Source organism: Limosilactobacillus reuteri subsp. simiae, assembly GCF_020784875.1.
GTDB classification, from domain to species: Bacteria; Bacillota; Bacilli; order Lactobacillales; family Lactobacillaceae; genus Limosilactobacillus; species Limosilactobacillus reuteri_H.
Genome location: NZ_JAJGUI010000007.1, coordinates 21,239 through 34,010 on the forward strand (window position 1 = coordinate 21,239; position 12,772 = coordinate 34,010).

Genomic DNA, 12,772 nt, shown 5'->3' on the forward strand with positions numbered 1-12,772 from the left:
CACAGTCTCCTATTTTTTTCGTTAAAATGGCTTAATACTAAAATGATAATTATCTGTTTCATTTGGTGCTAGACGGTGCATCCCTTGCTTATGGAGGAGGAGCCCATCAGCATTGACATTATCCGCTATTCCCCACCATGGTTCCACACATACAAATGGAGCTGTACTTGGATATTGCGACCAAACTCCCACGTATTCTGTATTAAAAGTATCAACTACGACCCCGTGATTAGCAACAGTATCCGTTAATTTGGCTGTAAAATGGCCACCATCTGTTTTGAAAATAATAGCATCCTTGTTAAAAAGATCATGATTAAGTGATAATGAATCCTGCATATTAATCAATTGTGGATGAGCTGAATCGTTATAGGCGCCATCTAAAACGATCCGTGAATATTCTGTTGCCGGTTTAACGCTTAATTCTGTTTGTTCAAAACTCCCAGTACTAGTTAACGGCATATTAAAACCGGGATGTGCTCCAATGGCATAGATTAAGGTTTCATCTCCGCTTGGGTTCTTCACCACATAACTGATTTCAACCTTATCAACAACTAATTCAAATTTTACCTGAAGACTAAATGAAAAAGGGAATGCCTTCTTAGTTTCACTATCATCATGCTGTTCCATCACAACCATCGATGGTGTTTGCTCAATAACTTGGAATTTTCGATCACGTGCAAAACCATGTTGTGTTTGATGATATGTTTGGTTGCCATATTGATATTGATCATCTTTTAAGCGGCCAACGAACGGAAAGAGGATTGGTGCTTGGCGATTCCATGAAGCGGGGTCCCCCTGCCATAAGTATTCGATTCCGTTATCCTGCCGTTTAATACTATGTAGTTGAGCACCTAATTCATCAATTTGCACAGTTAATTGTTGGTTTTGTAAAGTAATCATTGTTATCGATCCCTTCAATTGATAATCGTTTAACATTAAGTATATAAAAAAGGTTCCAAACGCACAATAGCAGATTTTGGAAACCTTTTCAATAAATATTTAAGTAAAATTTAGTAAAAACCAGCATGATGTTTTTACTTCTGAACTTCTTCTTTATAATCCCCATTGGGACAGACAACCTGTTTACCACCCTTGACTTTCTTTTCAACAAGGAAGTGCCCATCCTTAGGACAATTACGTCCAATCGGTTTATCCCATGAAACAAAGTCACAATCTGGATAACGGGAACAACCATAGAAAGTTCGGTTCTTCTTTGATTTTCGTTCAACAACCGTTCCTTGCCCACACTTTGGACATGTAATTCCGGTATCTTTTACAATCGCCTTGGTATTCCGACAATTTGGGAAACGAGAACATGCATAGAACTTACCATAACGACCCATTTTAATAACCATTGGTGCCCCGCAAATTTCACAATCTGTGCCAGCAAGCTCATCTTTCATCTCAATCTTATCAACCTCTTCTTCAGCTGCATCAACTTCTTTTGAGAATGGTTGATAGAATTTATCAACAACATTAATCCAGTTTTGCTTCCCTTCTTCGATCTCATCAAGCTTTCCTTCAATATCGGCAGTAAATTGGACATTGACAATATCAGGGAATTGCTTTTCGATAATCCGATTGACAATTTCACCCAATTCAGTTGGTTCGAAGTGACGTGATACAAGACGGACATAATAACGTCGCTGGATCGTATCAAGGGTTGGCGCATAGGTTGATGGACGACCGACACCATTTTCTTCCAGAGTTTTAATAAGAGCCGCTTCTGTATAACGAGCAGGCGGTTGGGTAAAGTGCTGAGCTGGATCGTCCTTTATCATTTTTGCTTTGTCACCTTCAGTTAATTCTGGCAACAAGTTATCTTTTTCGGTTCCTCGCTTATATACTTTTGTAAACCCAGGGAACTTAACTTTTGATCCATTTGCACGGAAGTCGACACCATTTTGCTGAAGGTTAACGCTCATCGTATCAATTACTTCTGCAGTCATTTGACTAGCTACAAACCGCGACCAAATCAAATTATAAAGTTTATATTGGTCAGGAGTTAAATATTGCTTCATTTTAGCTGGTGTCCGATAGACTGAAGTTGGCCGAATAGCTTCGTGAGCATCTTGTGCCCCTTCAGGTAATTTTCCCTTAACCGGCTTTATTGCCGCATATTCCGCTCCATAGTTTTCATGAATATAGTTAGACGCTTCATGCTTAGCAATTGACGCCACCCGCGTTGAGTCCGTCCGCATATAGGTAATCAACCCAACCGGTGCCCCTTCTTTAATGTCAATCCCTTCATATAACATTTGTGCTGCCATCATTGTCTTTCGTGTTCGGAAGTTCAAACGACGGTTAGCATCCTGTTGCATGGTCGAGGTTGTATATGGTGGCTGCGGTTGCCGCCGACGTTCTTTTTTAGTCACCTTGGTAACATCGAAATCTTTCTTTTTATCAATCTTAGAAAGAATTGCCTGAACGTCATCATTAGTCTTCAAGGAAACCTTCTTACCATTTTCACCGTAAAAACTAGCCTTGAATTCTTCTTTGCCCTTCTTGAAATCAGCATCAATTGTCCAGTATTCCTCGGGTTTGAAGTTTTTAATTTCATTTTCACGTTGAATAATCAGATAAAGGGCAACTGATTGAACACGACCAGCACTTAAGCCTTTTTTGACTTTCTTCCATAAAATTGGGCTAATTGAATATCCAACTAATCGATCTAATACCCGTCGTGCTTGTTGGGCATCCACGAGATCCATATTAATTTCTCGGGGTTCCTTAAAAGCTTCTTTAACAGCATCCTTAGTAATTTCATTAAAGGTAACCCGGTTCTTTTGATCATCGTCAAGCTTTAAAATATTTGAAACATGCCAGGCAATTGCTTCCCCTTCACGGTCCGGGTCAGATGCAAGATATACGGCTTTCGCATTTTTAGCGTCCTTCCGTAGTTCCTTAATTACATCACCCTTCCCCCGAATTGAAATGTAATCAGGGGTGTAGTCATTTTCAATATCTACCCCCATCCGGCTTTTGGGTAAGTCCCGAATATGGCCTAAACTAGCCACAACCTTATAGGACCGGCCTAAAAATTTACCGATTGTTTTTGCCTTTGATGGTGACTCCACGATCACCAGATTTTTTTTAATTTTTGAACGGCGACGAGTTGTCTTTTTCGCCGTTGATTTGGTTGTTTTGGTTGCCATTCTGGTAGGCTCCTAACATTTTTAATATTTCATTCAATAATATTATTAATCCATTTGACTACCATCTGTCAAATATAATCTCTAACTGAACAAAATATTTTAATCAACTTCTCACCAGAAATCAAGCCCGCAAATCATACAGCTGAAATTCGTCTAGCAGATCTTGGGCGCTGAGAATTGGTTTTGCGCCAGCTGCGATTAAACTGTTACATCCTACTGATAAGGGAGCATCAATCCTGCCAGGAATAGCACATACAGATCGATTTTCATCTAAGCCGATATTAGCCGTGATTAAACTCCCACTCCTTTTCTTTGCCTCGACAACCAAAACCACTTCGCTTAAACCTGCAATAATTCGGTTTCTTTCTGGGAAGTGATAAGCCACAGGTGGTTCACCCCGTCCATACTCAGAAATTACTAATCCTTGTCTGGCCACCTCATCTTGAAGGGTTTGGTGATTTCGGGGGTAAGCTTGATCTAAACCAGTTCCAATCACCCCAATAGTAAGGCCGCCATATTTTAGCGCAAGTTCATGACTAAAACTATCTACTCCTTGAGCTAATCCGCTGACTACTACTATCTGCCGCTTAATTACTGGTGGCAACAATCCTCGTAAAGCGCTCTGGCCATAATTAGTTATCTGCCTAGTGCCAACGACACCAATTGAAGGCTGATGGAGCAAGCTCAGATTACCACGATAAAATAATACCAAGGGTGGACAGTACGTTTCTTTCAAGGTCATCGGGTATAACGGATCCGCAATCGTAATAAATTTTTCCTGACTGTTTAAATCCACTGCTTGATCAAGCGCGGGACTTGTCCAGTTATTTTTTAATGAAGATGCACTTCGTAAGCTAACATTTGCATGGTCAATCAAATAGTCAATATTATTAAAGCATCGCGCCTGTTGAGCACACTCCCATAGACGATATTTTGAAACTAAGCCAATTCCGCGACACAAACTTAACCGTAATAGAAAATCGTTTACTTGTAACATAAAAAAGCCTCCTTATATTTATATACGAAAGCTTTTTGGAAATGCATTTTTTAATTTAAATATTTTGGAACAGGATTAAAAGAACGCCGATGAATAGGAGTTGCCCCCATTTTCTCTAAGCCGGCTAAATGTTCTTTGGTACCATAACCCATATTTTGTGCAAAGCCATACCCTGGATAAACATAATCATAGTCTCGCATTAAATGATCCCGGTATTCCTTTGCGACAATACTAGCTGCAGCAACGCTAATACTCTTTTGATCCCCCTTGATCAAAGTCGTCTGGGGAATGTCAATTGCTAACGGGACAGCATCAACAATCAGATGATCTGGCCGATGATGAAGGTTATTAACCGCCCGAATCATCGCATCCTGAGTAGCAGCATAAATATTCATTTGATCAATCACTGGCGCATCATTTACCGCAATGCTAACTTCAACCGCCTCATCAACAATCCGTAAATACAAATTTTCTCGTTCATGCCTAGTTAACTGTTTAGAATCTGTTACCCCTATCAGGTCAAAATCTGCATTTAAAATTACTGCACAAGTAACCACCGGCCCAGCCAATGGTCCTCTTCCTACTTCATCCATTCCTGCAACATACTGACATCCCTTTTCCCAGTAGTACTTTTCATATTTAAACCGGTTATTGAACGCCTCTTTAGCTTCCCTCTGCCGTGCAAGCCGCCGCTCAAATTGCTGAATTGCCGTTTGAACACCTTTTCGCGAATCATCACGAATAGTTTGCAAGTAAGGATCAGTTGTATCTGTGATAGTTTGTAAACGGGCCTTAATTTGACTAATGGTTTCCTTATTCATTTAGTCCATCCTCATTTAGGTCAGCGGGTACTTCCAAAGTGATTGGTCCTAATTTTCCCTTTCGCAAGTCAAAAATCAAGCGTTCACTAGCCCGGTCATAATCATCAGGAAAGCCCATTTTAGCAGTAATCGTTAATAGTAAATCCGGATTGGCAACCGATTCGTCCAGATCTGCATCAGTTAAGTGATAACGTTGCTTTAATACCTCTGGCTGATGTTGCCGCAAGTAATCAAGGGCAAACAACGCTACATCATCTTTTGCGTATAAGCTATCTTTAATTGCTCCTGTTAAAGCAAGCATTATCCCCTGCTTAGGAGTAGCAAATTTATGCCAAAGGACACCAGGAGTATCAAGTAATTCCAATTCTGCTGATGACCGTAACCATTGCTGTCCAGTAGTGACTCCTGGACGGTTTCCAGTAGCCGCAACGTTCTTTTTTACCAGGTGATTTAAAAGGGTTGATTTCCCTACATTAGGAACACCAACACACATTGCCCGAATTGGCCTCTTTTTCATTCCCTTGGCTTTTTCTTCTGCCAATTTATCTTTTAATATCTCTTTACTTTTAGCCGTTACAACTTTTGCCACGTTATTTTGGCGTGAATCGAGGGCAAGAACTGGTTGATTATGTTGCTCAAAGTATTTAATCCATTCATTTAATCGTTTCTGGTCTGCTAGGTCCGTTTTTGTCATAATTAAAAGTTTGGGCTTTTCTCCTGCAGCTAGTGCCACTTCTGGATTTTGTGACGAATAGGGGACACGAGCATCTACTAGCTCAAATAAAATATCTACTAGTGGCATTTGTTCACGAATTTGGCGTAATGCTTTTGCCATGTGCCCTGGGAACCATTGAATTGTTGCCATTTGACTTTCTCCCTTCTTTTCTAATTCATTGCATCAATATACCGTTGCCAAGCTTCATCAAAAATTGTCATTGATGGCAAATAGTCAGCATTTTCTTCTAAATAATGCGAAATTTCATCAAAATCCTCTGAATGCTTAGGAAAAGTAGTATCCAAAAAAGAGTTGTTTGCAAACTGTTGAACTTCATCTGCACTATTCGGATTTCGTTGAGTCATTAAAAACTGATAAAAACTCATTCTCATTTTGATTTCCTCCAATATTATTCATTACTTGTTGGGACTGTGATTAAAAACTTAAACCGTCCTTCTTGCATGTTAATTTCCTGAGCCGAGTACTTAAGAGAACGGTGCTTGCTATAACGGTTAAGGTCTAATAAAACTGTCTTCTTTTGTGGGTTAATTGTTACCCATTTAGGAATATTATAATTCTTTGCAATGTAACCCATCACAAATTTGATCGGGATATTTAACCGTCCAACTGAAAGTCCCTTAGCGCGTAATAAGACATTTCCGTTACTTAATCGTTCAGGAATAAAGTTAATGGCAAATCGCACCTTAGCCCCTAGAAACTTAGTATTTCCTGTCAAGGTAGCATACTGATCGCCAACAATAAAATCATAACGGATCTTTTGCCCTTTTAAAAACTGATTCAGGTAATTAGCAGCTAAAGCATTCACCTGTTTTTTATTCAATTCAACCGTTACTGATGAATCGCTTGGCTTTACTGCTTTGCTAGTTGTAGTAGCAGGAGTCGGTGCAGTCACCTTGTTTAACACAACCCCACAACTAATTACAATCAAGGCTACTAAGCAAAAAAAGGCCCATTTCCACCAATTAGTCTTTTTTTCTTCAGAATTTTTCATTTTTTACCTCCGTGTGAATTCCCAGCTATCATGTTTTTGCATTACCTTAAATAATTGGTCAGCAATTTTGACGTATCCTGTATGATTAGGATGGAAATTATCTTCTGTTGAAATATATTTATTAAGGTTCTTATCCTTATGATTCATAATTTCAATGACCAGCTTTTGACTGACTTGCCCTTGATTAGCCTTTTCTTCTTCCTTGACCAGCTGTTGTTGCTGACTCTTAGTCTGATATTGACCGTATGACATCAACTTATTAATGTTCACAAAATACATTGACTTATAATTATTCATTGTATCTTGCGTAGTTTGGTTCCATTGATTAATTGACTTGTTAATAATTGTTACATCTGGGAAATAGGTATAGAAGGGATTATAAATACTCATCACAAAAATAGGAGCCTTAGGATTTTCCTTTCGAACCGCATCAAATAACTTAATTAATTTTTTTTGATAAGTCTTTTCGCCACTTTCAACACTACTGGTAACTTGCCGTTCAGAGCCCATTACGTTTTTTTCCAAGATCTGCATCAAGTCGTTCCCACCCACAGTCATCGTAATCACATCCGCGCTCCGTAAGTCACTACGTAATTGGGATTGCTGATTTAACCGGTCAAGAATCTGGTCGGATCGATCCCCTGTTACTCCGTAATTGACTGTTGTCACCTTCGTTTGGTGGTAACGGTGTTCGATTTTTTCCTTAATTACCCCAACATATCCACCATTATTACTCTCGTCCCCTTGACCGTGAGTAAGGGAATCGCCTAGTGCCACCAGCTTTACATTTTCCTTTTCAACATATTTTGGTTTAACAACTTTTGAACTATTACTAGTTAAATTTGTAAAGTGGTTAACAGTATACCATCCTCCACCAATAATCATAATAGCCAAAAGCGATAATAATAGCCATTTAGTCCACTTTTTCATCTATTCTATAGTCCTTTATTTTAAAATTTTAAGAAGATAGAGGCTGGGAAAAATTTTCATTTTTCTCAGCCTCCACTTATTTTTATCAAAGATTATTCTGTATAGTATAGCAAACAACAAGCACCCATTCCAGTGTGAGTTGCAATAATTGGCACTGTCTCTCGAACAGTAACCTCGATTTCTGGATAAAGTTCTTTTATTTTTGCTAATAAGCGTTCTACTTCCTTGCCAGCATCGACATGAGAAATTCCAATTCGCTTAACTTTTGGTCCCCGTGCCATTTCATCTAAAATCTTATCCCATTCTTTATGCATTGATTTAATGCCACGGCCTTTTGATTCAATATGAATCTGACCATCATACACATGGAGCATAACCTTAATGTTTAATAGGTTAGAAATAGCACCAGCAAATTTACTAATTCGGCCACCAGCAACTAAATTATCAAGATTATCAATTGCCAAGTAAAGTTCAGATTTACTAAGTACTTCTTTCATCTTAGCAATTGCATCTTCAACGCTACCACCAGCTTCAATCACTTGGGCTGCTTCAATTATTTCGAAGCCCATTACTTGGTCGGTTGACTGGGAATCGTAGACTGTAACTTTTGTCTTTGTCATTCCAGCCGCTTGTTCAGCCGCATGGACGGTCCCACTAATTGATTCCATCATTGTAACGCATAATACTTCGCTACCATCTTCACCTAGCTTATCAAAGGCATCGACAAACTTCCCAATTGGTGGCTGGGAAGTCTTTGGTAGTGACTTAGCATTCTTCATCATTTCAGGGAACTGTTCGTTTGTAATTGTTTCACGCTCAACGTATACCGTCCCATCAATCATTACACTTAATGGTATAATTGTAATGTCATATTTTTTAATTTCTTCATCAGTTAATCCTGCTGATGAGTCACAAACAATTTTTATCTTTGCCATGAAACTTACCACTCTTCCTGAACAATTTGTGCTATAATTATCTAGTACTGAGAACTAGATAATTTATTTCAAGTACTATTATACTCAATTTTATCTAATTTTGTAGGATCAATTACTATTTATTTAGTATAACAAAAATATTTTAAAAATTCATTGGTCTTTGGAAAGGGGTTTTTTGATGGATACACAAAAAGAGACAAGAGATCGGCGTACTTTGCTGATAGAAATAGGTAATGCGGTTACTCATGGGATTGGAGCAGGACTGTCGATTGCTGGCTTGATCTTGTTAATTATCAGAGCTGTTCATACTGGTAGTCCCATGCGAATTGTTACCTTTACTATTTACGGAAGTGCTTTAATTCTTTTTTACCTTTCGTCAACCTTATTTCATGCCTTGATCTTTACACGAGCTAAACGAGTCTTTCAAATTCTCGACCATTCAATGATCTTTGTGCTTATTGCTGCAACTTATACTCCCTATTGTTTAGTTAGTATCCGTGGCTGGTTAGGCTGGACAATTTTCGGCGTGATTTGGGGCCTATCTGTTATCGGAATCGTGTATAAATGTATTTGGTTAAAACATAAAAGTAAATATTCAACCATTATTTACATTCTAATGGGTTGGCTATGTCTAGTCGCCTTCATGCCTCTCTGGCATGCGCTTGGTCCAGTTGGCTTCGGCTTGCTACTACTAGGAGGACTTTCCTTTACTCTTGGCGCCCTCTTTTACAGCCGGCCAACGGCATATACCCATTTGATTTGGCATATTTTTGTCCTCATCGGAACAATATTAATGTACTTTTCAATTCTTTTATACGTTTAGTTCCCATTCTTCGAAACGACAAACTAGCTGGTCATCTTTTTCATAATTATTGTGGTTTACTAAGTGCCAACGGTCATAATCGATCGTTGGCATTTTTGTATCTCCAACAATTTGCTTATTTATCACCGTTCGTGTTAGCTTTGTCGCCATTGGGAGTAATTGCTGATAGATCGTTGCCCCACCGATTACAAAATATTCGTTTGGATTTGACTTAAGATATTCTTTAAGGGCAGCTAAAGAATGAAAGACTTTCACTCCTTCAGCATCTATGTTCTGCCTGGTAAGCACAATATTTTCTCGCTTAGGCAACGGTTTATTGCCAAGCGAGGCAAAAGTTTTTCGCCCCATTATAATTGGGTGACCAGTAGTTTTTGTCTTAAAATGCTTCATATCAGCAGAAACATGCCACGGGATTGTATTATCTTTGCCAATCCAACCATTCAAATCTTCCGCCCAGATTAAATTCAGTTCACTCATTTTGAACCACTCCTTTTAAACTGCTACGGGAGCCTTAATTGCAGGCTCATGAGTATAGCCTTCTAACTTAATATCAGTCATTTCATATTGATCGATTGGTTTTGGTTCAGCAGGTAAAATCAATTTAGGAGCTTCATGAGGTGTTCTTGTCAGCTGTTCTTTAACTTGATCAAGGTGGTTCAGATAAATGTGAGCATCCCCTAATGTATGGACAAACTCGCCAGGTTCTAGACCACATTGATGAGCAATCATATGCGTCAATAATGCATAACTAGCGATATTGAATGGAACCCCTAAAAAGATATCGGCACTCCGTTGATAGAGCTGACAACTAAGCTTTCCATCATTAACATAAAATTGGAACATTGTGTGACATGGAGGGAGAGCCATGGAAGGAACATCTTCTGGATTCCAAGCTGAAACAATCATCCGCCGTGAATCTGGAGTAGTTTTAATCTGCTGGATAACGTTAGCGATTTGATCAATTGTGTCGCCTTGACTCGTCTTCCATTTTCGCCACTGACTTCCATAAACAAGCCCTAAATCGCCATACTTTTGGGCAAAATCATCATCTTCAAGAATCCGTTGACAAAATGCCTTCTTTTCTTGGAGATAGACCTGCTTAAACTCTGGATCTTTAAGCCAGCGGTGACCAAAGTCTGTCATATCTGGACCTTGATATTCAGCACTTTCTACCCACTTCTTAAATGCCCATTCATCCCAAATATGATTCTTGTGTTGAAGTAAGAAGCGAATGTTAGTGTCGCCTCGTAAAAACCATAATAATTCACTCTTAATCAAACCAAATGGGACTTTCTTGGTAGTTAAAATAGGAAAACCTTTACTTAGGTCAAACCGCATCTGATATCCGAAAACAGACTTAGTACCAGTTCCTGTCCGATCACCCTTTTGATGTCCATTCGTCAAAACATAACGAATTAAGTCTAAGTATTGCTCTTCGTTTACATTTGTTGCCATCCTTATGTTCCCTTCCTTTACTCGTCAACGTATGTGCTTAAATACTCCCAACGAGCTGTCTTTTCATCAATTTTTTCTTGTATTTCATTTAGTTGCTTCTGTAACTTAGCAATTTTCGTATAATCGCTTGCTGCTTCAGCCATTTCATTTTCTAATTGCTGATGCTGTTGATCAAGGGCATCTAATTCTTCATCAATATGATCCCATTCAAGTTGTTCAGCATAAGTAAGTTTTGTTTTTTCTTTTTTGGCTGGTTCTTGCTTACTTGCCTGCTTTTTAGCAAAGGCTTTTTGATCATTTTTAAGCTCTTTATCCTTACCTGCTTCTTCTTTTTTAGAAGTTAAATAATCAGTAAAGCGTCCCGTATAACGCTCAATATCACCATTCCCATTGAAGACTAGCAAATTGTCGGCCACCTTATCTAAGAAATAGCGATCATGAGAAACCGTAATTACAGTTCCCGCAAAATTATCTAGGTAGTCTTCAAGAACTGTCAGTGTTCCAATATCAAGGTCGTTAGTTGGTTCATCTAGTAATAAGACATTAGGCTGCTGCATTAAAATTTTTAAGAGGTATAATCGTCGCTTTTCACCCCCAGAAAGCTTTCGGATCAAAGTACCATGCATAAACCGAGGGAACAAGAAACGTTCTAATAATTGGGTAACGCTAAGCTTATTACCATCTTTATCAGTAACATTATCTGCAATTTCAGACAAGAAACTAATCATCCGCTTATCATTGTCAATTCCTTCTGTTTGCTGGGTATAATACCCTAACTTAACGGTTTCCCCAATCTTAAGGACGCCACTATCTAGGGGAACACGTTGGGCAATCACGTTTAATAAACTCGTCTTACCCGTCCCGTTTTCACCAGTAATTCCAATTCGATCACCTGCCTGAACAAGCCAATTGAAGTCATGGAGGATTTGGTGATTATCAAATTTTAAGTTAGCATCCTTAAATTGAATAACATCTTTCCCTAGACGTTGTGATCCAAGATTGATAGCAATATCTTCATCGGTTTTAAGATTACCGATTTTTCCTTCTAATTCGTGGAACCGATTGATTCGCCCCTTTTGTTTTGTGGAACGGGCTTTTGCACCTGTCCGCATCCAGGCTAATTCTTTTTTATACAGCTGTTGATTCTTTTTCTCAGTATCTTTAGCTAACTCTACTCGTTCCGCCTTTTTTGCTACAAAGTCCTGATAATTTCCCTCGTAGTGATAAAGTTTACCAAAAGATAGCTCCCAGATATGATTTGTAATTTGATCAAGGAAGTACCGATCGTGGGTAACAACGAGGACAGCACCCTTATAACTGCGAAGGAAATCCTGGAGCCAAACTACCGAATCGAGGTCTAAGTGGTTAGTCGGTTCATCCAGTAATAAGAGATCTGGCTGTTGAATTAAGACTTGTGCTAACCCAACCCGTTTCTTTTGTCCTCCAGAAAGTTGAGTAATCTTTTGACTTACATCTTTTATCTTTAACTGGGTCAGAATCGTCTTCACCCGACTATCTGCTTCCCATGCATCTTCTTGATCCATTCGTGCCTGCATTTTTGTGTAACGGTCGATTGCTTGCGGATCTTCTGGGTGCTTTGTAAAGCGTTCAAGTGCCAGCTCATATTGGCGAATTGTTTCAAAGACTGGTTGTTTGCCTTCAAAAACAGCTTCCATGATCGTTTTATTTTCATCAAGCTCTGGTTGCTGCTTTAAATAACCGATCGTATAATCATTGGGTTTAGTGATCTGACCGCCACCTTCTGGGTTTACTTCCCCACTAATTACGTTAAGAAGACTTGTTTTTCCGCTTCCATTAACACCAATCAGTCCAATTCGATCATTTTCATTAATAATAAACGAAATATTATCAAATAAGGTCTTTTCACCGTATGTGCTGGTTAGATCCTCTGCACGCATTGTTTGCATA

At 38.9% G+C, this 12,772-nt stretch carries 13 protein-coding genes; 1 reads left to right on the forward strand and 12 read right to left on the reverse strand.

Translation table 11 applies throughout. The annotated features are described in order from the left end of the window. Window positions 1-21: 21 nt before the first annotated feature. The 9 genes from LMC10_RS00805 to LMC10_RS00845 form a co-directional block, all read right to left on the reverse strand. Entirely contained in the window at window positions 22-900 is an 879-nt protein-coding gene (locus LMC10_RS00805; RefSeq protein ID WP_459075848.1) for an aldose 1-epimerase family protein, read from the reverse strand. Window positions 901-1,034: 134 nt separating this feature from the next. Beyond that, window positions 1,035-3,155, reverse strand: a complete 2,121-nt coding sequence (topA, locus tag LMC10_RS00810) for a type I DNA topoisomerase (RefSeq protein WP_229268664.1) — start codon at window positions 3,153-3,155, stop codon at window positions 1,035-1,037. Window positions 3,156-3,276: 121 nt separating this feature from the next. Then, window positions 3,277-4,152, reverse strand: coding sequence for a DNA-processing protein DprA (gene dprA, locus LMC10_RS00815; protein WP_229268665.1), 876 nt, complete (start codon window positions 4,150-4,152; stop codon window positions 3,277-3,279). A 50-nt stretch (window positions 4,153-4,202) separates the two neighbouring features. After that, window positions 4,203-4,973, reverse strand: a complete 771-nt coding sequence (locus LMC10_RS00820; protein WP_229268666.1) for a ribonuclease HII — start codon at window positions 4,971-4,973, stop codon at window positions 4,203-4,205. Next, window positions 4,966-5,838, reverse strand: a complete 873-nt coding sequence (gene ylqF / locus LMC10_RS00825; protein WP_229268667.1) for a ribosome biogenesis GTPase YlqF — start codon at window positions 5,836-5,838, stop codon at window positions 4,966-4,968. Before ylqF ends, LMC10_RS00820 begins: the two co-directional genes overlap by 8 nt. Window positions 5,839-5,858: 20 nt before the next feature. Continuing rightward, entirely contained in the window at window positions 5,859-6,080 is a 222-nt protein-coding gene (locus LMC10_RS00830) for a YozE family protein (RefSeq protein WP_229268668.1), read from the reverse strand. A 17-nt stretch (window positions 6,081-6,097) separates the two neighbouring features. Continuing rightward, window positions 6,098-6,700: a YpmS family protein gene (locus LMC10_RS00835; protein WP_229268669.1), complete on the reverse strand. Its 603-nt coding sequence runs from the start codon at window positions 6,698-6,700 to the stop codon at window positions 6,098-6,100. A gap of 3 nt (window positions 6,701-6,703) precedes the next feature. After that, window positions 6,704-7,630 (reverse strand): SGNH/GDSL hydrolase family protein, encoded by a 927-nt coding sequence (locus tag LMC10_RS00840; protein ID WP_229268670.1) that lies wholly within the window; start codon window positions 7,628-7,630, stop codon window positions 6,704-6,706. Between the two features lie 92 nt (window positions 7,631-7,722). After that, window positions 7,723-8,565: a DegV family protein gene (locus LMC10_RS00845; protein WP_085679596.1), complete on the reverse strand. Its 843-nt coding sequence runs from the start codon at window positions 8,563-8,565 to the stop codon at window positions 7,723-7,725. A 178-nt stretch (window positions 8,566-8,743) separates the two neighbouring features. Between LMC10_RS00845 and trhA the strand changes: the two genes are divergently transcribed. Then, window positions 8,744-9,388 (forward strand): PAQR family membrane homeostasis protein TrhA, encoded by a 645-nt coding sequence (gene trhA, locus LMC10_RS00850; protein ID WP_163621970.1) that lies wholly within the window; start codon window positions 8,744-8,746, stop codon window positions 9,386-9,388. Here the strand turns inward: trhA and LMC10_RS00855 are convergent. Genes LMC10_RS00855 through LMC10_RS00865 form a run of 3 tightly spaced genes read right to left on the reverse strand, consistent with a single transcriptional unit; the run spans window position 9,377 to window position 12,771 of the window. After that, on the reverse strand, window positions 9,377-9,865 hold the full coding sequence (locus LMC10_RS00855) for a dihydrofolate reductase (RefSeq protein WP_229268671.1): 489 nt from the start codon (window positions 9,863-9,865) through the stop codon (window positions 9,377-9,379). The genes trhA and LMC10_RS00855 overlap by 12 nt on opposite strands. Before the next feature lie 15 nt (window positions 9,866-9,880). After that, a complete protein-coding gene (locus tag LMC10_RS00860; protein ID WP_229268672.1) occupies window positions 9,881-10,843 on the reverse strand; it encodes a thymidylate synthase in 963 nt (320 codons plus the stop codon). Window positions 10,844-10,860: 17 nt separating this feature from the next. Then, complete coding sequence (locus LMC10_RS00865; RefSeq protein WP_229268673.1) at window positions 10,861-12,771, reverse strand: ABC-F family ATP-binding cassette domain-containing protein; 1,911 nt, start codon at window positions 12,769-12,771, stop codon at window positions 10,861-10,863. Window position 12,772: the final 1 nt, after the last annotated feature.